This is a genomic window from Cellulosimicrobium sp. BMG9.23 (assembly GCF_059159985.1).
The window spans coordinates 313218-333696 of the sequence record NZ_JBZGBZ010000002.1; the positions used below are offsets into that span (position 1 = coordinate 313218).

At 74.8% G+C, this 20479-nt stretch carries 17 protein-coding genes; 9 read left to right on the forward strand and 8 right to left on the reverse strand.

From position 1 onward, the window contains the following. Positions 1–202 precede the first annotated feature (202 nt). Complete coding sequence (locus tag AC4H2G_RS03505; RefSeq protein WP_494364363.1) at positions 203–1228, reverse strand: LacI family DNA-binding transcriptional regulator; 1026 nt, start codon at positions 1226–1228, stop codon at positions 203–205. A gap of 116 nt (positions 1229–1344) precedes the next feature. On the opposite strand from AC4H2G_RS03505, the gene map reads away from it, so the two are divergent. The 3 genes from map to AC4H2G_RS03520 all read left to right on the forward strand — a co-directional run bounded on the left by map (position 1345) and on the right by AC4H2G_RS03520 (position 2935). Continuing rightward, entirely contained in the window at positions 1345–2136 is a 792-nt protein-coding gene (gene map, locus AC4H2G_RS03510; protein ID WP_494364364.1) for a type I methionyl aminopeptidase, read from the forward strand. 142 nt (positions 2137–2278) lie between these two features. Further along, complete coding sequence (locus tag AC4H2G_RS03515; protein WP_494364365.1) at positions 2279–2740, forward strand: hypothetical protein; 462 nt, start codon at positions 2279–2281, stop codon at positions 2738–2740. A gap of 6 nt (positions 2741–2746) precedes the next feature. Further along, positions 2747–2935 (forward strand): helix-turn-helix transcriptional regulator, encoded by a 189-nt coding sequence (locus tag AC4H2G_RS03520; protein ID WP_435738194.1) that lies wholly within the window; start codon positions 2747–2749, stop codon positions 2933–2935. 279 nt (positions 2936–3214) lie between these two features. Here the strand turns inward: AC4H2G_RS03520 and AC4H2G_RS03525 are convergent, their stop codons facing one another. Continuing rightward, on the reverse strand, positions 3215–4018 hold the full coding sequence (locus tag AC4H2G_RS03525) for an HAD family hydrolase (protein WP_494364366.1): 804 nt from the start codon (positions 4016–4018) through the stop codon (positions 3215–3217). 2 nt (positions 4019–4020) lie between these two features. Next, complete coding sequence (gene serS, locus AC4H2G_RS03530; protein WP_494364367.1) at positions 4021–5301, reverse strand: serine--tRNA ligase; 1281 nt, start codon at positions 5299–5301, stop codon at positions 4021–4023. A 54-nt stretch (positions 5302–5355) separates the two neighbouring features. Here serS and AC4H2G_RS03535 point away from each other — a divergent pair, with 54 nt between their 5' ends. Further along, positions 5356–6510 (forward strand): diacylglycerol/lipid kinase family protein, encoded by a 1155-nt coding sequence (locus AC4H2G_RS03535; protein WP_494364368.1) that lies wholly within the window; start codon positions 5356–5358, stop codon positions 6508–6510. Positions 6511–6635: 125 nt separating this feature from the next. Continuing rightward, complete coding sequence (locus tag AC4H2G_RS03540) at positions 6636–11261, forward strand: hypothetical protein (protein WP_494364369.1); 4626 nt, start codon at positions 6636–6638, stop codon at positions 11259–11261. Positions 11262–11299: 38 nt separating this feature from the next. On the opposite strand, the gene AC4H2G_RS03545 is transcribed toward AC4H2G_RS03540, so the two are convergent. The 5 genes from AC4H2G_RS03545 to AC4H2G_RS03565 form a co-directional block, all read right to left on the reverse strand. Next, positions 11300–12136, reverse strand: coding sequence for a glycosyltransferase family 2 protein (locus AC4H2G_RS03545; protein WP_494364524.1), 837 nt, complete (start codon positions 12134–12136; stop codon positions 11300–11302). 184 nt (positions 12137–12320) lie between these two features. After that, positions 12321–13145 carry a DUF5926 family protein gene (locus AC4H2G_RS03550; protein ID WP_494364370.1) on the reverse strand — a complete coding sequence of 275 codons (825 nt, stop codon included), beginning with the start codon at positions 13143–13145 and terminating at the stop codon, positions 12321–12323. A 141-nt stretch (positions 13146–13286) separates the two neighbouring features. Next, positions 13287–14363: a pirin family protein gene (locus tag AC4H2G_RS03555; RefSeq protein WP_494364371.1), complete on the reverse strand. Its 1077-nt coding sequence runs from the start codon at positions 14361–14363 to the stop codon at positions 13287–13289. A 677-nt stretch (positions 14364–15040) separates the two neighbouring features. Continuing rightward, positions 15041–16048, reverse strand: a complete 1008-nt coding sequence (locus AC4H2G_RS03560) for a hypothetical protein (RefSeq protein ID WP_494364372.1) — start codon at positions 16046–16048, stop codon at positions 15041–15043. A 96-nt stretch (positions 16049–16144) separates the two neighbouring features. After that, a complete protein-coding gene (locus AC4H2G_RS03565) occupies positions 16145–16723 on the reverse strand; it encodes a DinB family protein (RefSeq protein WP_494364373.1) in 579 nt (192 codons plus the stop codon). Between the two features lie 75 nt (positions 16724–16798). Here AC4H2G_RS03565 and AC4H2G_RS03570 point away from each other — a divergent pair, with 75 nt between their 5' ends. The 4 genes from AC4H2G_RS03570 (at position 16799) to AC4H2G_RS03585 (ending at position 20463) form a co-directional block, all read left to right on the forward strand. Then, complete coding sequence (locus AC4H2G_RS03570; protein ID WP_494364374.1) at positions 16799–17416, forward strand: TetR/AcrR family transcriptional regulator; 618 nt, start codon at positions 16799–16801, stop codon at positions 17414–17416. Between the two features lie 110 nt (positions 17417–17526). Next, positions 17527–18780 carry an MFS transporter gene (locus tag AC4H2G_RS03575; RefSeq protein WP_494364375.1) on the forward strand — a complete coding sequence of 418 codons (1254 nt, stop codon included), beginning with the start codon at positions 17527–17529 and terminating at the stop codon, positions 18778–18780. A gap of 156 nt (positions 18781–18936) precedes the next feature. Beyond that, positions 18937–19605 carry a biliverdin-producing heme oxygenase gene (locus AC4H2G_RS03580; protein ID WP_494364376.1) on the forward strand — a complete coding sequence of 223 codons (669 nt, stop codon included), beginning with the start codon at positions 18937–18939 and terminating at the stop codon, positions 19603–19605. Positions 19606–20211: 606 nt separating this feature from the next. Further along, on the forward strand, positions 20212–20463 hold the full coding sequence (locus AC4H2G_RS03585) for a hypothetical protein (RefSeq protein ID WP_494364377.1): 252 nt from the start codon (positions 20212–20214) through the stop codon (positions 20461–20463). The last annotated feature ends 16 nt before the right edge of the window (positions 20464–20479 follow it).

A 20479-nucleotide genomic window follows, 5' to 3' on the forward strand; every position in this document is an offset into this window, starting at 1 on the left:
GGCCTGGCGCGTCGCGACGTCGCGAGCGCGGGGTGCGCTCTCGCCCGAGTCCCATGCAAGCGTTTACATGGACGTTCTGCAAGCACAGGGCGGCCGCCATCGGGTAACGATTCCGTCACGGGAGCGGCGGAACGGTCAGCGCGGCGGCCCTGCGGTGGCAACGCTCCCACACGTGGTAGCCGGGTGCGCGCCCACGGTGCGTTCACGGCACCGCCGTCGGGCGGCTCGTCCTCGGAGGTGCCGTCGAGCGCCGTCGGACCAGCTCCGTCGGGTACGTGAGGCGCGCGGGCACCGGCGCGCCGTTGATCATCTCGAGCAGGAGCGTCGCCGCGTCGGCGCCCTGCTGGTAGGCGTCCTGGGCGATCGTCGTCAGGCCCGCCACCTCTCCCAGGTCGTGGCCGTCAACCCCGATGACCGAGAGGTCCTCGGGCACCCGCAGGCCCAGGTCGCGCGCCGCGAGCAGCGCGCCCATCGCCATCTCGTCCGACGCGGCGAACACGGCCGTCACGTCCGGGCGGCGGCGCAGCAGGCCGGCCGTCGAGGTGCGACCGCCCCGGACGTCGAAGTCGCCGTCGACGACCAGCTCCGGGTCGAGCGCCACCCCCGCCTCCTCGAGAGCGCGCGCGTAGCCCTGCGACCGCTCCGACGGCGGCGACCACGACGACACGAGGTCCGGCGTGCCCGTCACGTGCCCGACGACGCGGTGCCCCAGGTCGAGCAGGTGCCGGGTCGCGGCGTGGCCCGTCGCGACGTCGTCGAGCCGGACCGTCACCTGGTCGGCCGGTCCCGACCCGACGAACGCGAGCGGCCGGTCGAGACCGACCAGCGAGCGCACCTCGTCGTCGTCCAGCGGGAGACCCACGACGAGCGTGCCGTCCACGCGGTGCCGCAGGACGCTCGGGTCGACGCGGCGCCGCTCCTCGTCCGGGCGCACGACGAACGTGTGCAGCAGCACGTCGTAGCCGACGTCGCGCAGAGCGCGCTCCGCACCCTCGATGACGTTGGCGAAGAACCAGCGGCTCACCCACGGCGTGAGCAGGCCGATCGTCCGCGTGCGGCCGGTCGCGAGCGACGACGCCGACGGCGTCGGCACGTAGCCGAGCCGCGCCGCCTCCGCGCGGACGCGTCGGCGGGTGGCCTCCGACACGTTCGGCAGGCCGCGCAGGGCGCGCGAGACCGTCGCCGTGGACACCCCGGCGGCCCTCGCGACGTCGTCGATGCCAGCCACGAGGGGTGATTCTCCCCCGTGCGGGCAGGGCGCGCGACATCCCGGCCGGGCGCCCGCCGGATATCGTGGACCGCGGTCGTGCACCCACGACCGCACCCTGCCGTGGAAGGACACCGATGATCGAGCTGAGGACGCCGCGCGAGATCGAGCAGATGCGGCCCGCCGGACGGTTCGTCGCCGACGTCCTCACCACCGTCCGCGCCGCGGCGAAGGTCGGGACGAACCTGCTCGAGCTCGACGAGGTCGCGCACGCGATGATCCGCGAGCGGGGCGCCGAGTCCTGCTACATCGACTACCACCCGTCGTTCGGCGCGAGCCCGTTCGGCAAGGTGATCTGCACGTCCGTCAACGACGCCGTGCTGCACGGCCTGCCCTACGACTACGCCTTGCGCGACGGCGACCTGCTGAGCATCGACTTCGCCGCCTCGGTCGACGGCTGGGTGTCGGACTCCGCGGTGTCGTTCGTCGTCGGGACGCCGCGCGCCGGGGCGCTCGGCGAGGCGGACGCCAAGCTCATCCAGACGACGGAGCGCGCGCTCGAGGCCGGGATCGCCGCCGCGCAGGTGGGCAAGAAGGTCGGCGACATCTCCGCGGCGATCGCGGACGTCGCGCACGCGGCCGGGTACTCGGTCAACACCGACTTCGGCGGTCACGGCGTCGGGCGCACCATGCACGGCGAGCCGCACATCCCGAACGACGGCCGTCGCAAGCGCGGGTTCCCGCTCAAGCCGGGCCTCGTCATCGCGATCGAGCCGTGGTTCCTCGAGACGACCGACGAGATCTTCACCGACCCCGACGGCTGGACCCTGCGCTCGGCCGACGGCTCGCGCGGCGCCCACAGCGAGCACACCGTCGCCATCACCCCCGACGGCCCGATCATCCTCACCGCGCGCGAACCCCGCGACTGACCCGAGCGGCGACGGAAGAATTCGCGTCCGTCGGCAGACCTCGGGTCACGGCTCGCACCGTGGAGTCAAGTGCACTTGACATGCCTCACGGCAGATGATGGGCTCCTCCTGTCAAGTTCGCTTTACTCAGGAGGAGAGCCCCGTGCCCGGAGAAGCCCCATCGGCCGTCGAACCGAGCCTGCCCGGCGACCGCCCATCGGCACCCTGGTGGGCCTGGGCCGGTGCCGGCCTCGTCGCGCTCGCGGTCGCGGCGTCGGTCGGGGTCGCCGCAGGGCTGTTCCGGCGCGAGGACTTCTGGCTCGTGGCGGGCGTCTTCACGGTGTGCGTCCTGCCACCCGCGGGCATGCTCGGCTGGTTCCTCGTCGTCCGGCCGCGGACGAGCACGCCCGAGCCGCACGCCGAGGAGAACGTCGAGAGCCGGTGGGCGGAGCGCGCCGCGGCGGGTGCGTTCTGGGACGTGCTCGCGGCGACCGGCCTCGCGCTCGCGGGAATCAGCCTCACGGGGCTGGAGCTCAGCGCACGGTTCGCGCTCGCGGCGGTCGTCCTGCTGGCGATGGTCGACTTCTTCGTCCGGCACGCCGTGGTGTCCCGGCGAGAGTCGTAGGCCCGGGTGGACAACGACCTGGCCGCCCGCCGCGCTGCGCTCGGGTGGTCACAGGCCGAGCTCGCCGCACGCCTCGGGGTGTCGCGGCAGACCGTGATCTCGATCGAGCGCGGCCGGTTCGACCCGTCGCTCCCGCTCGCGTTCCGCATCGCGGAGGTGTTCGGCTGCCGCATCGAGGACGTCTTCCGGCCGTGACCGCCGGGGCGGCGAGGAGCGCGGGGAACGACGCGTCGAACGCCGCGCGCTCCGGGACGTACGACGTCGCGAGCTCCTGGACGAGCGGCCACACCGCCCCGGCATCGTCTGGCCGGGCGACCCGAACCCGCACGGCCGTCGCGTCGGTGCCGGTCGGGTTGGCGGCGGCTGGGTCGGCTGCGGCAGTCGAGCGCCGACGATACTCGCCGAGGTAGAGCCTCCGGTCGCGATGTAGAACGCGCGGAGCTCTACCTCGCGACCTGGGGTTCTATCTCGCGGTCAGGGCAGGAGGGTGCGCAGGAGCTGCACCGCGCCGTCGTCCTCGATCGACCCCGTCACCTCGTCGGCGGCGCCCCGCACGACGTCGTCGGCGTGGCCCATCGCGACGCCGCGGGCCGCCCAGCGCAGCATGTCGACGTCGTTGCGGCCGTCCCCGATCGCGACGGTGCGGTGCGGCTGCACGTGCAGCGCGCGGCGCACCTGCTCGAGCGCCGTGGCCTTCGTGACGCCCAGCGGGGCGAGGTCCATCCACGCCGTCCAGCCGACGGCGTAGGTGACGTCCTCGAGGCCGAGGTGCTCGACGAGCTCGTGGAAGTCCTCGCTCGTCGACTCCGGCGCCCGCACGACGACGCGTGTCACCTCACCGGACCACAGCTCGTCGAAGTCGACGACACGGTGCACGCCGTCGAGCTCGCCGTCGGGGAAGAGCTCGTTCATGCGGAAGCCGACGCCGATGTCCTCGACCGCGTACCGCGCGTTCGGCAGGTGCTCGCGCAGGAGACGCAGCGCGGGCCCGGGGTCGAACGTCACGACGTCCTCGAGGACGTACCCCGTCGTCTCCCCCGGGTCCACCCGCGCCGTCACGGACCCGTTCGACGCGACGAGCCAGCCGCTGTCGATCCCGAGGACCTCCGCGACGGGCGTCATGGCGACGAGGGACCGCCCCGACGCGAGCACCACGTGGTGGCCCGCGGCGCGCAGGTCCGCGACGACGTCGCGCACGTCGTCCGACATCTCCTGGTCGTACGACATGAGCGTGCCGTCGACGTCGAGCGCGACCAGCAGGGCGTCCCCGTCCGCCATGCTCAGCGGACCGGCTCGAGGACCTCGAGGCCGCCGAGGTAGGGCCGCAGCCCCTCGGGCACGCGGACGGAGCCGTCGGCCTGCTGGTGGTTCTCGAGGATCGCGACGATCCAGCGCGTCGTGCCCAGCGTGCCGTTGAGCGTCGCGACGGTCCGCGTCTCGGTCCGGCCGTCGACCTCGACGCGCTCGCGCACGCCGAGGCGGCGGGCCTGGAACGTCGTGCAGTTCGACGTCGACGTGAGCTCGAGGTAGCGGTTCTGCGTCGGCAGCCACGCCTCGCAGTCGAACTTGCGCGCGGCGCTCGACCCGAGGTCGCCCGCGGCGGTGTCGATGACGCGGTAGGGCAGCTCGGCCTTGCGCAGCATCTCCTCCTCCCAGCCGAGGAGGCGCTGGTGCTCCGCCTCGGCGTCGGCCGGGTCGCACCACGAGAACATCTCGACCTTGTGGAACTGGTGCACGCGGATGATGCCGCGCGTGTCCTTGCCGTACGAGCCGGCCTCGCGGCGGTAGCACGCGCTCCAGCCGGCGTAGCGCAGCGGCCCGTCGGACAGGTCGACGATCTCGTTCGCGTGGTAGCCCGCGAGCGCGACCTCGCTCGTCCCGACGAGGTAGAGGTCGTCGGCCTCGAGGCGGTAGACCTCGTCGGCGTGCGCGCCGAGGAAGCCGGTGCCCTGCATGACCTCCGGTCGCACGAGGGTCGGCGTGATGACGGGCGTGAACCCGGCAGCGAGCGCCGTGTCCATCGCGGCGTTGAGCAGCGCGAGCTCGAGCCGCGCGCCGACGCCGGTCAGGTAGTAGAAGCGGGCCCCCGAGACCTTGGCGCCGCGCTCGGTGTCGATCGCGCGCAGCCCTTCGCCGATGTCGAGGTGGTCGCGCGGGGTGAAGCCCTCCGCGGCGAAGTCGCGGATCGTGCCCTCCTCGCGCAGCACGACGTAGTCGTCCTCGCCGCCGGGAGGGGCACCCGCGATGACGTTCGAGATCCGGTACTGCAGGCCGCGCAGCTCCTCGGCCGCGGCGTCCGCGTCGGCCTGACGCGCCTTGACGTCCTGCGCGAGCTGCTTGGTCCGGGTGAGCAGCGCCGTCTTCTCCTCGCCCTGCGCCTGCGCGACCTGCTTGCCGAGGGACTTCTGCTCCGCGCGCAGCTGCTCGAACTCGGTGAGCGACGCGCGGTGGCGCGCGTCGGCGTCGAGGGCGGAGTCGACGAGCGCCGGGTCGTCGCCACGGGCGACCTGGCTGGCTCGGACGAGGTCGGGGTTGTCGCGCAGGAGGCGGAGGTCGATCACCCGTGCAGCCTAACGAACGCGGAGGCCCGCGGGCCGGGGACTACGGTGGCGCCCATGAGATGGGAGCTGTGGCTGGCGTTCGCCGCCCTCGCGGTCGCGCTGGTCGCGCTCGTGCTGGTGCTGTCGCTGCGCGCGCAGCAGGAGCGCCAGCGCCGCGCCGTGGAGCGCGCGGCGGGTGGCGCGCCGGGCGGCGAGGAGCCGGAGGACGACCCGCGCGAGCTCGTCGCGTTCGTCGCCAACCCGTCGAAGCCCGGGGTCCCCGCCCTCGAGGCCACGGTGCGCGCCGCCTTCGCGGAGGCCGCGCTCCCCGACCCGCTCTGGCTCGAGACGACGATCGAGGACCCGGGCGTCGGACAGACGCGCGCGGCGCTGGCGAGGGGCGCGGACGTCGTCGTCGCGGTGGGCGGCGACGGGACGGTGCGCGCGGTCGCCGAGGCGATGGTGGGCAGCGGACACCCGATGGGCCTGGTCCCCGTCGGCACGGGCAACCTCCTCGCACGCAACCTCGACCTCCCTCTCGGCGACGCGCGCGCCGCGCTGCGCGTCGTCATCGCCGGCGCGGACCGCCCGGTGGACGTCGGCTGGGCGCGCGTCCTGCGCTGGGCCGGGGAGCACGGCGAGGTCCCGGGTGACGAGGACCGCATCCCGCCGGTCACGGTCACCGAGGGCCCGGACGCGCCGAAGGAGCACATCTTCCTCGTCATCGCCGGGCTCGGGTTCGACGCCGCGATGGTCGCCGACGCGGACGACGTCCTCAAGGCGAAGGTCGGCTGGATGGCGTACTTCGTCGCGGGGATCCGCCACCTGCACGGCCGGCGCATGCGGGCCCGCATCCAGCTCGACGACGGCCCGCCCGTCGAGGCGCGCCTGCGCTCGCTCCTGATCGGCAACTGCGGACGGCTGCCCGGGGGCATCACGCTCCTGCCGGACGCCGTCATCGACGACGGCGTGCTCGACGTCGCCGCGATCGACACGCGCGGCGGCATCGTCGGCTGGGCCCAGCTCTTCGGCGAGGTCGTCATGCAGGGCTTCGGCGTGCGCAACGAGCTGCCCGCGAAGATCGGCCGGATCGACCACACCCGGGCCCGCCGGGTGCGCGTGCGCGTCGAGGGCGGCGAGCAGGCGCAGGTCGACGGCGACGTGCTCGGCCAGGCGGTCGAGCTCGAGTGCCGGGTCGACCCCGGGGCGCTCGTGGTGCGCACCGCCTGATCCGGGCACCGGGCCCGGCGCCCGCGCGGCGGAGCCCGTGGAGGGGCCGTGAGCGTTCCGGTCGGACCCTCGCCCGCGCCGCCGCGGGCCGAGGTCGCGCGGACCCGCCCCCGTACGCTGGTCCGGTGACCTTCCCGGCCCGCGGTGCTCGTGCCGTCCTCACCCTGCTGGCCGTGGTGCTCCTCGGCCTCCCCGCGCTCTCGGCGGCGGGAGCCGAGTCGGACGACACCACGACCGTGCCGACGCACGACCCCGAGCCGCTCGTCGTCGTCGCCGTCGCGGGCCTCTACTGGAGCGACGTCTCCCCCTCGGCCACACCGTCCCTGTGGACGATGATCCGGTCCGGGTCGGTGGCGTCGATGAACGTCGGGCGCACGTGCCCCACCGACGCCTGGCTCACGCTCTCCGCCGGGCAGACGATCTCGACCGCGGAGCCGGTCGCGGCGCCCGGCCCCGACGGGACCGGCGGTGCCGGGTCGACGACGACCGCCGAGGACCCGTCGGCGACCGGGTGCCCGCCGCTCCCCGTGCCGGTCGGGACCGCCACGCCCGCCCCCGTCGACGTCCCCGGCTGGTCGACGCTCGTCACTCCCGCCGCCGCGGCGGAGCCGCCGACGGCGACGCAGCACGCGCCCGGGACCCTCGCCGCGCGCCTCGTTCCCACGGGCGTCTGCACGACGGCCGTCGGGCCGGGCGCGGCCCTCATGCTGGCCGACGGCACGGGCCACGTCGCGCGCTACTCGCCGACGCTGGACGCGCTCCCCGAGGGCGGGCTCGACGCGTGCGACGTCACGGTCGTGGACCAGGGCGAGCTCGTCGACACCGCGGCGGGTCGTGGCGAGAGCCTCGACGCGCTCGACGACACGCTGGACCGCGTCATGGGCGAGGTCGACCGAGGCACGCGCGTCCTCGTCGCGGGCATCTCGGCCGACCCCGTGGGAGAGCCGGGGCTCCAGGTCGTCGTCGACTGGCGCAAGGGCGAGCCCACCGGGCGCTGGCTGCACTCGCCGAGCACGCAGAAGGACGGCATCGTCCAGCTCGTCGACCTCACCGCGACGGTCGTCGAGGCGGCCGGCGGGAGCACCGAGGGCCTCGTCGGTGCGCCGCTCGAGCTCGGCGAGACGCGCCGCCTCGACGTGGCGCGCACGGTCGAGAACCGCCAGTACCTCAACGTCCTGACGAGCACCATCCCGACGCACTACCCGGTCCTCGTCGGCGTGCTCGTGGCGGCCCTCGTCGCGACGCTCGGCGGCGCGCTGTGGGTCCGGCGCTCCGCCGCCCGGCGCGGCGAGCCCGCCCGGCCCGGTCCGGCGGGGCGGCGCGTCGTCACCGCCGTGCTGATGATCGCGGCGTCGGCCCCGGTCGCCGCGTCGCTCGCGAGCCTGTCCCGGTGGTGGGTCTGGAGCTCGCCCGCCGCGGCCCTCACGCTCGCGCTCGCGGTGAGCGCCGTCGTCGTGGCCCTCGCCGCCTGGGGGGTCTCGCGGCTCCTGCCGCGGGAGCCGTGGGCGCTCCCGACGTCGCTCGCCGGGGTGACCTGGCTCGTCCTCACCGTGGACGGCGCGACCGGCACGACCCTCCAGCAGGCGTCGCTCCTCGGGACGTCGGCCGTCGTCGGGTTCACGCGGTTCTACGGCTTCAACAACGTGACGTTCGCGGTCTACGCCGTCGCAGGGCTCGTCCTCGCCGGCGGCCTCGCGACGGCGGCGGTCGGCCGCGGCCGGAGACGCCTCGCGGCGTGGTGCGTGGTCGCCGTCGGCCTCGTGACGGTCGTCATCGACGGCTGGCCCGCGTTCGGCGCCGACTTCGGCGGGATCCTCGCGCTCGTCCCCGCGTTCGCGGTGCTGTCGCTGCTCGTCGCGCAGGTCCGGATCACGGGGGCGCGCGTGCTCGTGGTCGCGGCCGTGACGGTCCTCGCGGTCGCGCTCGTCGCGGTGGTCGACTGGCTCCTGCCCGGCGGGTCGTCGCACCTCGGCGGGTTCGTCCAGACGGTCGTCGACGGCGGCGCGCTCGACGTCGTCTGGCGCAAGGCCCTCGGTGCGTGGGCGACCGTCGCGAACCCCGTGGGGGCGCTCGCCGCGGTGCTCGTCGTCCTGGTGGCTCTCGCGGTGCTGCGACCAGACCGTGCCCGCCTGCCCGAGGTCGCCCGCGCGTACGAGGAGTGGCCGCTGCTGCGCCCGCTCGTCGTGTCCCTCGTCGTCGTGGCGGGCGTGGGCTCGTTCCTCAACGACTCGGGCGTGATCATCGGCGCGATGGTGATCGTCGTGGGCGCCGCGATGGTCGTCCCGGGTTTCACCGCGTTGCCCACCCCAGAGGCGACGGCGGAGTCCGGCCGGCCGGACCACGCGCCGTCGGACCGCGCGCTGCCCGAGCGCGCGCTCCCGGAGCCGGGCGTCCGGCGGATGCCGTCGATGCTGCTCGCCGTCGGGGGCGGCCTCCTGCTCGTGGTCCTGCTCGCCTCGACGGTCCTCGGATCGAGCGGCCTGCGACCCGCGTCGGCGGCCACGCGGGCGGGTGCCGAGGTCTCCCCCACCCGCGCCGACGCCGTCGCGACCGACCGACCGCTCGTCGTCGTGGGCACGACCGGTGTCACGTGGGAGGACGTCGCCGAGCTGCGCACCCCCACGCTCAACGCCCTGCTCACCGACGGCGCGGGCGCCGCGGGCGTCGCGCAGGCCACGGGTGCCGCGAGCCGGTGCACCGCGGGCGGGTGGCTCGCGCTCTCCGCGGGACAGCTCACCGAGGTCGCGGCCGGGCGCGCCGCGGACGGCACGTGGGAGTGCCCGACGGCGCAGCCCGTCCCGACCGGCGACGGCGCCCGGGTCGACGGCTGGGACGAGCTCGTCGCGCTCCAGCAGGGCTCCGGGTACCAGGCGCGCCTCGGGGTGCTGGGCGACACGTTCGCGGTGGCCGGCGGCTCAAGCTCGGCAAGGGCGGGCTGCGCGACGGCCGTCGGGCCCGGCGCGGCCCTCGCGCTCGCCGACGCGGACGGGGACGTCGCGCGCTACCGCGAGCTGGCCGACGCCACCACGGCAGACGGCGACGCGTACGACTGCCCCGTGACGGTCGTCGACGCCGGCGACGCGACGGCCCCGCCCGCAGACCCGACGCTCTCCCCGGAGGAGCGCACGGCCGTGCGCGACGCGCTGCGCGCCGAGCGGCTCGCGGCCGTCGACGCGACGGTCGACGCCGTGCTCGACCGGGTGCCCGCCGGGTCGACGGTGCTCGTCGTCGACGTGGCCGGGACCCCGGGCAGCCGGCCGGTGCTCGGTACGGCGCTCGTCCGGCCGTCGTCGGACGGCCCCGAGCAGGCCCGGTACCTCACGAGCGCGGCGACCCGGACGGACGGCGTCGCGCGCGTGCTCGACGTCCCGGCGACGATCCTCGACGCCGCGGCGCTCGCCACGCCGGCGCGCGTGCAGGACACCCCGCTCGCGTGGGGCACCCCGCGGCCCCCGGACGCGGCGACCACCGCGGACGCGCTCGCCGACCTCACGTCGCGCGACCACGTGCGCCGCGCCGTGTACACGTACTTTGTCGACGTCCCGTTCTACGCGGGCCTGGCGCTCGCCGGGCTGTGCCTGCTGCTCGCACCGCGCGCACGACGGGCCACGGGCGACCGAGCCCGGCTGCGCTGGGCGCGCGCGGCCCGCTGGGCGCGCGGGGCGGCGCTCGTCGTCGCGGCGGTGCCCGCCGCGGCGTTCGTCGTCTCGCTCACGGGCTGGTGGCGGTTCGGCGAGCAGACGGTCGCCATCGTGGTCGCGACCGCGCTCTCGACCGCCGCCGTCGCAGGGCTCGGCGCGCTCGCCCCGCGGCGTCCCGTGTGGCTCGGGCCCGGCCTCGTCGCGGGGATCACGTTCGGCGTGCTCACGCTCGACGCACTCGTGGGGACGCCGCTCAACCGCGCGAGCCCGCTGGGCTCCGCACCCACCTTCGGCGCGCGCTTCTACGGCTTCGGCAACCCGACGTTCTCCGTGTACGCGGTCGGGGCGCTCGTGCTCGCCGCGGCGCTCGCGCAGTGGCTCGTGCGGCGCGAGCGCCCGCGCACGGCTGCGGCGGTCGTCGCGGGCATCGGCGTCGTGACCATGGTCGTCGACGTGTGGCCGACGCTCGGCGCGGACCTCGGCGGCGGGCTCGTCGTCGTGCCGGCGTTCGCGGTGCTGGGGCTCGCGGCGTCGGGCGCGCGCATCACGTGGCGGCGCTTCCTCCTGGTCGCGGCCGCGGGCGTCGCCGTCGTGGCAGCGGTCGGCGTGCTGGACTACCTGCGCCCCGCGGACCAGCGGTCGCACCTCGGCCGCTTCGTCGAGCAGGTCGTCGACGGCTCCGCCTGGGAGACGCTCCTGCGCAAGGCGGGCTACGCGCTCCGGTCGGTGCTGGGCGGCGTGCCCGTCTGGATCACGATCCTCGTCCTCCTCGCGGCGGCTCTGCTCCTCTTCGCGCCGCGCCGGTTCACGCCGCGCTGGTTCGCCCGGACCGAGGCGGCGTGGCCGCTCCTGCGCCCGGCGGTCCTCGCGCTGTGGATCGTGTGCGTGGCCGGGTCGGTCGTCAACGACTTCGGGGTCCGCATCGCCCTCATCGCGCTGATCCCCGCGGTGCCGCTGCTCACGCTCGCCGCGCTCCACGCGGTCGGGGACCCCTCGCCCGACGAGCCGGACGGCGGCGCGCCCGACGACGCGGGCGTCGGGCAGGAGGCAGACGCCGGTGCTGGCGAGGGGCAGGACACGGTCGCGGCGGAGCCGGGACACGCCGTCTGACCGTCCTCAGCGGCGTGCGACCGGTCCGCCGGGCACGGCTACCTCGTGGCGGTCCGCACCTTGTCGACGGCGTAGCGCACCTTGCGCGAGTTCACGGCCACGAGCACGTCGCGGTACTGGGCGGCGCGGTGGATCTGCCCCTTGAGGTCGTTGGTCGACGCGCGGTGGCGCAGGTCGCACGGCACCTCGACCGCCACGTACCCCTGGCGGAGCAGGTCGATCGTCATGCCCGTCTCCACGCCCCAGCCGCGGGCGAGCGGCGTCGCCGCCTCGAAGGCCTCGCGCGTCAGGCAGCGCATCCCCGACAGGGGCTGGGTGGGCGTCCACCCGGTCATCGACTGGATGGCACGGCGCGCCGCCCCGACGACGATCCCGCGCCCGCCCGCGCCGGGCTGCGGCGGCAGGAGGGCGATCGCGACGTCGGAGTGCCCCTCCAGGACCGGGGGCACGAGAGGTGCGGTGTTGACGGCGCTCTCGCCGAGGTCGCCGTCGATGAAGAGCAGGAGGCGGGGCGGGCGGTCCGGGGCGTCGCGCATGGCGACGACCGCGGCGCCGGTCTCCATGGCCGCTGCCTTGCCGCGGTTGTGGGAGTGGCGCACGACGACGGCCCCCGCCTCGCGCGCGACGTGCTGGGTGTTGTCCTCGCTCCCGTCGTCGACGACGAGCACGAGGTCGACGTGCGGGATGGCCTTCGCTGCGCGGACCGTCGCGGCGATCCGCCGGGACTCGTCCTTCGCCGGGATGATCACCGCGACGCGCTGGCGGACGGCCCGGCCCCGGCGGGCGCCGTCGGGCGTCGGTCGCGGGGTCCGCGCACGGGTGCCGGAGGCCGACAGGTAGGTCGGGGGCTGGGGAGACGCTGCCTTCGCGGGCACGCCGTGCCCAGCCTCGCTCCTGGTCTCGGTCGACCGATGGTCCGCGTTCACGCCGCCCAGCCTAGTAGTGCAAAGAGTTGACCGCAGAATCGCCAGGAGTGTCGCCCGAGATCTGCGGCGAACCCTGCGCGGTGCGTCACGAGATCTCCCGACGCCGCCCGGGATCCTCCGCGACCCGAGCGGGTCAGCGCAGCGTGACCTGACGCGACACGATGCCCGCGCGGGCGCGGCGCTCGTTCGCGTCGAGGGGCTCGGTGACGGCCAGCGCCTCGCTCAGGCGCGCGTCGAGCTCGGCGACCGGACCCTCGAGCTCGTCGGCCTCCGTGCCGCGCGGCAGCTCCCACACGGGGACGAGCAGCCCGCTCGACCGGAACGCCCCGACGAACTTCCCGTCGGCGAGCCCCGACTCGCGGCGGGCGTGGAGGCGCGAGATCGCGTCGATGAGCGCGTCCTCCGGCTCGGGCCGCGCCCAGCGCAGGAACTCGCGCGACATGCGGCACCAGTACGCGGACGGGACGGCGTCGAGCTTCACGGTCGGGACCATCGAGCCCGCAGCCTCGTCGAGCGACGCCTGCACGTCGGGCGTGACCTCCTGCGTCGGGTCGAGCCAGTACGCGAAGTCCTCGTGGACCGTCACGTCGAACGGGACGTCGAGGTCGAGGACGTCCTGGAGCCGCGGTCCCGCGCCGGGGAGCGCGCCGAGCTCGACGGAGGTGCCGGGCTCGACGTCGATCGCCTCGAGGAGCGCCGCCGCGAGGTCACGGCTCGTGTCGCCGGAGCCGGCCAGCGTCTGGACGGCGAGCAGGATGACGCCGTCCTGCCGGTGCAGCGCCGCCCAGCCGGCGGGGAGGACGGTGACGACGAGGACGTCGCGCGACCCGTGCTCCGCGGTGGTGCGCGCCGTCGCGGTGGCCGAGGGCACCACCTCGCGCATCGCGACCCAGTCGGTCTCGCCGGGAAGCCCCTCGAACGGACGCAGCACGAAGTCGGGCGTGGAGTTCTTGGCCATGCGCGGCAGTCTACCGACGACGCTCGGCCCCCCGGCTGGCGGAGGTCCGCCGCGAGATAGAACGGGCGGTCGCGAGGTAGAGCTCGCGACGTTCTACCTCGCGACCGGCGGTTCTACCTCGGCGCAGCCCGCTCCGCGGTGCTACCTCGCGGGGCGCGTGCGCGGGCGGAGACGGACGTCGGGGAGCACCGGGGCGGGCAGCGGACCGCCGTCGTACCCGACGACCTGCCCGTACCGCCCCGCCGCCGCTCCGTCGACGTAGCGCGTGCCGCCGCGTCGCGGCCCGTCCCCGTCGTGGACCACGAGCTGGGCCTGCCACTCCTCGCGGGCACGCGCGACGTCGTCGTGCGAGCGGCCCACGAAGTTCCACCACATGACGATGTCCTCCCCGAACGGCTCGCCGCCGACGAGGACCGCGCGCGCCGGGCCGTCGGGCCCGGCCTCGACGGTCAGCGTCCGGCGACCGGGTGCCACGTACCCCAGGGACGCCACCGGGACCTCCGCCTGCTCGAGCCGCACCGCGCCGTCGTCCACGAGGAGGCCGTGCTCGAACGCAGGATCGACGTCGAGCACCACGCGCGCGCCCGGCTCGAGGTCGAGCTGAGCACCCACCAGCGGCGTGTACGCGGTCGCGGGAGACCGCAGCTCCGCGCCGGCCACGGTGAGCGCGCCGAGGAACACCTGGACCCGCGCGCCGCCGGCCGTCGCGACGGGCAGGTCGGCGTGGTGCTCGAACGCGGGCGCGTCCGCGAGGCGGTCGCCCGGGAGCGCGACCCAGAGCTGCACGCCGTGAAGGACGGGCGGGCGCTCGCCGCTCGGCGTCTCCTCGGAGTGCGAGATGCCACGGCCTGCGGTCATGAGGTTGAGCTCGCCCGGGCGGACGGTCTGCAGCGAGCCGACGGAGTCGCGGTGCAGGATCTCGCCCGCGAACAGCCACGAGACGGTCTGCAGCCCGGTGTGCGGGTGCGGCGGGACCTGCATGCCGTCCGTCCCGTCGCCGATCGCGGGCAGCGGGTCGGGCCCGTAGTGGTCGAGGAAGCACCACGCCCCGACGAGCGACCGGGCACGCTGCGGGATCGTCCGGCGCACCTGCATCGCCCGCGTCCCGCCGAGGGGGACGTCGCGGTGCTCCAGGATCTCGACGGCGCCGCGGTCCGCGTCGTGCGACGCGCCCGCGGTGCACAGACGCTCTTCGGGACGGGTCTCCAGGTTGCTCATGGGTCGAGCGTAGGCACTGTCCGCGCGCGAGAGGCGTGCCCGAGCCACGGGTGTCGCGCGGCCCGTGCGATGGCTGTACGACAGGGCTGTGGTTGCGCGCGGCGACGCGGGACAATGGCAGCGAGGCCCCTCGGAGCAGGATTCCGAGGGGCCTCGCCGTCGCCGCGCAACCCCGGGGCGGTCGGGCCGGGTGGCCCGCCGGGGCGCCGCTCGCGACGTGGCGGCCCGGTGCCGTCTCGGGACCGGAGGGGTCCGGCCCGTTCTTCTCGACGACACCGATCGCGGTCGGTCTTCCGGGTCCGGTCGGAGCCTGCGCCGTCGCGCGCAGCCCGCGGCCGAGGTCGCGGGTCGTCCACCGTTCTCCGGTCGACCGTGCCTCACGTGCGCGCCGTGGTGTCACCTGCCGGTGCCGGCGAGGTCAGGATGACCCCTGCTCTGCGTGCCGGAACACCGTCGTCCACGTGCGCCCGTCCAGGCCGATAGGCACGTTTGTAGTCCTCGGATCGGGCGGGGGCAAGAGTTCCCACCCTTGTCATTTGCGGGCGCCCGTCGACCACAGGTTCGTCCACAGACGCACCCGCGCGACGGCAACGTCACCCACAGCCCTGTGGACGAATTCTGTGGACAGTCCGATCGTCCTTCACGCCCCGTTCACCCGGCGTCGTGCAGCCGTCACCTCAGACCCAGAACTGCGACGTCGAGGTCGGGGCCGGCGTGAGGCGATCGTCGAGGTCGAGGTCGCGCACCACGAAGCCGCCGTCGTCGACGAGCGTGCCCGCGAGCCGCCCCTGGAGCATCGCGGCGAGCCGCGCGACGAGCACCCGGGCCCGCGAGCGGGCGATGAGGTGGAGCCCGGACGGCCGCTCGACCTCGAGCTCGTAGGTGTCCACCGGGCTCCACGAGACGCGGTACGCGTACGGTCCGTACTCGCGCCAGTCGAGCGCGCCGAGCGCGAGCGGGACCTCCGGGACACGCTGCATCCACAGCCGGACCGCGCCGTCGTACGGGGTGTCGCCCGACGCCGCGGCGTCCGCCGGCCCGTCGGTTCGCGGCTCGACCGCGACGACCTGCGCCGACGGCACCACGGTCCGCAGCACGCCGAGCAGGTCCTCGGGCGTCAGCACCTGGGCCGAGTAGAGCGTGAGATCGACGCCGGACGCCGGGTCGGGTGTGAGGACCGAGCGCCCGTCGACGACGACGGCGCCGCCCACGCGCCGCGCCACCGCGACGGCCCACCCGAGGACCTGGAGCTCGGCGCCCTGCGGCAGCCCGCCGGGGAAGGCCCGCGCGATGCCGTCCCGGTCGTCGGGCACCGCGGCGGGCGCTCCGCGCGGTGCGGGGTCGTCGAGCTCGATCGCATAGACGTCGGCGGCCCCGCTCGCGAGGTCGAGCGCCTGCGTCTGCGGGACGGTCAGCGGGAACGGCCCGACGGCGCGGGCGCCCCCGCCGAGCCCCAGAACTCCCGGCACGACGACCGCGTCGGGCACCACGCCGCGGAACCGGGCGCCGGCCATCGGCGGTGCCGCCCCGCCGCCTCCCGGCGCCGTGGTCCACCCCGCCTCGGGGAACCAGGCGCGGGCGAGCGCGTCGACGGGGGTCCGTGCCGCACCGCGCGAGCGGGGCACCGCGAGCAGGTGGGCACCGGCGTGCGCCTCGGGCACGAGAGCGGCGACGACGGGGTCCATATCCGGACCGTAGTACGTCCGGAATGCGCGGGTGTTACGGGCGTGTCACGATTTCGGCCGTGCCGCCGGTGCCGCTCGCAGTGGCCGGGGCCGCGATCAGGCCGCGCGCACGTCGTGAAGGTGGTGGACGACGTCGTGCAGGAAGTACTGCCCGAGCGTGCGGACCGTGAACACGGACCCGTTGGACCGGCGTCCCGGGCGCTCCCACTGGTCCGGCACGAGGGCGTCGAAGCGGCCGGCGACCCGGTCGCCGGCGATCTCGAGCTCGCGCGCGACGACCGCCGGGTCCTGGTGCGCGTAGTCCTGCTCGACCGCGGCGGCATCCTGGTCCCAGTTCGCGAAGAGGGGGTCGTCGCTTTCGACCATGGACTGCAGCCGGACGTCGAAGATGGAGAAGACGTCGCGCACGTGCGCCGCGTACTCGAGCGGGGACCAGGTGGTCGCGTCGGGTCGCGTGCGGACCTCCGCTCGCCCAAGGACCGCGACGTAGCGCGGCACCGCGGCGCGGACGGCCGCCCCGACCTGGTCCGGCGCGACGTCGCCCGGGACGAAGCCGCACTCGGGGCACGGTCGTTCGAGGACCCACGTCCAGTCCTTGGTGTCGGCGGGGACGGGCGGGTAGTCGGCGGAGGCGTCCTGAACGGGACCGCCCTCGGGCGACGCGGTGGTGTCCATGGCGGAAGTGTCGCAGAGGGCACGCCGCGACCTGCCGGGTTTTGCGTTCTGACACCGGATGCCTATGGTGTCAGCATGCCCAAGATCATCGGAGGTTCCCTCCACGAGCACCGCGCGCAGACCCGGCAGAAGCTCTTCGCGGCGCTCTCGAACCTCATGATGGACCGCGGCTTCGACGCCATCTCGCTCGCCGACATCGCCGCCGCGGCCGGGGTGGGCCGCACGGCCGTCTACAACCACTTCCCCGACAAGGAGGCGCTGCTCCTCGGGTTCATCACCCACGAGACGGAGCAGTACGTCAGCACGCTCGAGCGCGCGCTCGAGGACGTCGACGACCCCGTCGAACAGCTGCGGACCTACATCCGCCAGCAGGCCCAGCTCATGCGCGTCTTCCACCTCGCCCCGGGCCCGGACCTGCGCTCCGTGCTCTCCCGCACGACGCGCCAGCGGCTGCGCGAGCACGCCGAGCTCGTCGAGGCGATCCTGCGGCGCATCGTGCGGTCCGGGATCGACGCCGGCGAGTTCCCGGCGCAGGACATCGACACCACGGTGCAGCTCGTCAACGCGTGCCTGTCCGGCCGGCTCGCGCCCGAGGACCCCGTGGCGCGCGCCCAGGCCGTCGCCGCGACCGAGGCCTTCGTGCTGCGCGCCGTCGGCGCCGACCTCGACGCCCCGGCGCTCGCCCGAGCCTGACGCGACGGGCCGAGGACCGCGCCGGCCCTCCGTCTGCCGTCGGCAGACGCCTGTGTGCGCCGAGGCCCGACGGTAGGTGATCGGAGCACCGGTCTCGTACCCTCGCTGCCATGCCCCTCGGACGCCGCGACCGTTCGCCGCGCCCTCACCTCGGGCCGGCGTTCACCAACGTCTTCACCGCGAACCTCAGCTCGAGCCTCGGCGACGGCGTCGCGCGCGTCGCGGCACCGCTGCTCGCCGTCCGTCTCACCGACGACCCTGTCCTCGTCTCCGGCATCGCCGCCGTCGCGCTGCTGCCGTGGCTCTTCTTCGCCATCCCGGCCGGGATCCTCCTCGACCGGATCGACCGCCGGCACGCGCTCGCGCTGGCGAACGGCGTGCGGACGCTGCTCGCCCTCGGGCTCGTGGCCCTCGCGTGGACGGACACGCTGACGATCTGGTCGCTGTACGCCGTCGTCTTCCTCTACGGCGCGTTCGAGACCGTGTACGACGGCGCGATCCGGGCCGTCGTCCCGTCGATCGTCCGGCCGGCCGACCTCCCGCGCGGGAACTCGCGCATCGAGGCGGGCGAGATCACGGTCCAGAACTTCCTCTCGGCGCCGCTCACGTCGGCGCTGTTCGCGATCGCCGTCGTGGTGCCGCTGGGTGTCGGGGCACTGGGGTACGCGGTGGCGTTCGTCCTCGCGTTCTTCCTGCCCGCCGCGGCGGCGGGCGAGCACCGCACGCACGCATCCGACGACGCACCCGTGCGCTGGTACCGACAGGTCGCCGACGGCTTCCGGTACATCTGGGCGCACCCGATGCTGCGGCCGCTGTGGCTGCTCTCGACGGTGGTCGGGCTGTGCTTCTCCGCGGCGACCGCCACGCTCGTGCTCTTCGTGCTCGACCGCCTCGGCGTGCCCGAGGCGTGGTTCGGCGCGTTCATGCTCGTCGGCGCAGTGGGATCGCTGCTGGGTGCCGCCGCGGCCTCGCCGCTCAAGGAGCGCTTCCGCTCCGGGCCCGTCATGGCGGTGGCGAACCTGTTCACGCCTGCGGCGCTCGTCGTCATGGGACTCGTGCCCGTGGTGCCCGTGGCGGCGGTGCTGCTCGCGTTCTCGTTCGGCGGCACGACGGTGTGGAACATCCACGTGATGTCCCTGCGCCAGGCCGTCATCCCGAGCCGGCTGCTCGGCCGCGTCCACGGCACGTGGCGCACGCTGCTGTGGGGCGTCATGCCGCTGGGCGCGTTCCTCGGCGGGCTGCTCGCCCGCATCGACCTCACCACCCCGCTCGTCGTCGGCGGCGGACTCGCGGTCGTCGTCGGGCTCGTGGGCTTCCGCTTCCTCGCGCGGCTACCCAACCCGGAGGACGTCGGGACGGCGTGACCCGACGCGTGAGCCGACGCCGGTTCAGCTCAAGCGTCGGCAGTCTCCTCACTCCGAAGGGAGGCATGCCTAACCTCATGCGGTACAGTTCCTGACGCATCGTCATGACGCCTTGTCAGGACGTGCGCCCTGACCCGACGCACCGCAGGAGCTCCCGTGACGGCTCTCACGCACGACCTCGCCTCCGCCGATCTCCCGGCCCCGCTCTCCCTCCGCCTGCGCGAGGGGACGCGCCCCGAGCACGAGCAGGCCGAGGGCTCGGGCTTCGTGGAGAAGCTCATGTCGGGCCAGCTCGACGTCGCGGCGTACGCCGACCTGGCGGCGCAGCAGTGGGCGATCTACGGCGCGCTCGAGGACGCGAGCGCCGCGATCCGCTCCGACGGCCAGGGCGCGACCCTCGTGTTCGACGAGCTGACGCGCACGCCCGAGATCGAGAAGGACCTCGCGTTCCTCGTCGGCCCGGACTGGGCCGAGCGCGTCACGATCCGGCCCGCGACCGAGCGCTACGTCGCCCGCCTGCGCGAGGTCGGCGACTCGCTCCCCGCGTACGCCGCGCACGCCTACACGCGCTATCTCGGCGACCTCTCGGGGGGCCAGATCATCAAGCGCATGCTCGAGCGCCACTACGGGCTGTCGGTCGGCGGCCTCGCGTTCTACACGTTCGTCGAGATCCCGAAGTCCAAGCCGTTCAAGGACATCTACCGCGAGCGCCTCGACGGCCTCGACCTCTCCCCCGCGCAGGTCGACGAGACCGTCGCCGAAGCCAAGCTCGCGTTCCGTCTCAACACCGCCCTCTTCGCCGACCTCGGCGCCGTCCACTGCTGACGGACTCGTCGGCGCCGACCCACCCACGAGTTAGAGGCCGCAGTCCGCGAGATAGAGCCCTGGTCGGGCGACCAGGGTTCTACCTCGGCGACCAGGGTTCTACCTCGGCGACCAGGGTTCTACCTCGGCGACCAGGGTTCTACCTCGGCGACCAGGGTTCTACCTCGGCGACCAGAGTTCGACCTCCGCGGGGCAGCGCCGAGTAAGGTTAGGCCGCTGCCGTACGAGCCGCCCGCGACGCCGGAGGCGACTGCGACCGCGGACGCGGAGCCCGCCGCCGAACCGGCCGAGACGACGCCGACGACGGCCCCGACCTGCACGACGCTCGAGGCGTCGCGCGCCGCGCTCGGCGGCAGCGACGTCGACCCGGCCTCGTTCCCCAGCGGCCCCACGACCGCGGCGTTCGCCCAGGACGCGATCCACCCCATCGCCGAGTCGCCGGCACCGCAGCTCCCCGTCGAGGCGTTCACCGAGTCGCTGCTCAGCGAGGTCTACGACTACCCGGTCGAGATCGTGGAGCACCCGGGCGGCGGAGCACCGATCGTCCTCCTCCCGCGCCGCTAGGGTGGCCCGATCGACGTCGCACTCGTTCAGGGGAGCACCCACGTGACACCTCATCTCCGACGGCATGTCATGGCGCTGTGCTGGATCGCGATCGTGGGAGGGACGCTGCTGTTCCTCGCGGGCGTCTACACGGGGTACGCCGAGGGTGTGGAGGCCGACGAGACCCAATCCGTCGGACGGCTGATGCCGGCCGAGGTCCTGGCGTTGCTCCTGGGACCGGTCCTGGTGATCGAGGGGGCCGCCGTGGCGGCGATCGCGCGGCACTCGGCCGCCGCACCGGCCACGGCCCGCTGAACCTCCCGTGGTGCAC

Coding starts and splice junctions, on each gene's coding strand:
- map (WP_494364364.1), top strand. CDS start 1,345: ATGATCGAGCTGAGGACGCCGCGCGAGATCGAGCAGATGCGGCCCGCC.
- AC4H2G_RS03525 (WP_494364366.1), bottom strand. CDS start 4,018: ATGGCGGACGGGGACGCCCTGCTGGTCGCGCTCGACGTCGACGGCACG.
- AC4H2G_RS03535 (WP_494364368.1), top strand. CDS start 5,356: ATGAGATGGGAGCTGTGGCTGGCGTTCGCCGCCCTCGCGGTCGCGCTG.
- AC4H2G_RS03550 (WP_494364370.1), bottom strand. CDS start 13,145: ATGGCCAAGAACTCCACGCCCGACTTCGTGCTGCGTCCGTTCGAGGGG.
- AC4H2G_RS03555 (WP_494364371.1), bottom strand. CDS start 14,363: ATGAGCAACCTGGAGACCCGTCCCGAAGAGCGTCTGTGCACCGCGGGC.
- AC4H2G_RS03560 (WP_494364372.1), bottom strand. CDS start 16,048: ATGGACCCCGTCGTCGCCGCTCTCGTGCCCGAGGCGCACGCCGGTGCC.
- AC4H2G_RS03565 (WP_494364373.1), bottom strand. CDS start 16,723: ATGGACACCACCGCGTCGCCCGAGGGCGGTCCCGTTCAGGACGCCTCC.
- AC4H2G_RS03570 (WP_494364374.1), top strand. CDS start 16,799: ATGCCCAAGATCATCGGAGGTTCCCTCCACGAGCACCGCGCGCAGACC.
- AC4H2G_RS03575 (WP_494364375.1), top strand. CDS start 17,527: ATGCCCCTCGGACGCCGCGACCGTTCGCCGCGCCCTCACCTCGGGCCG.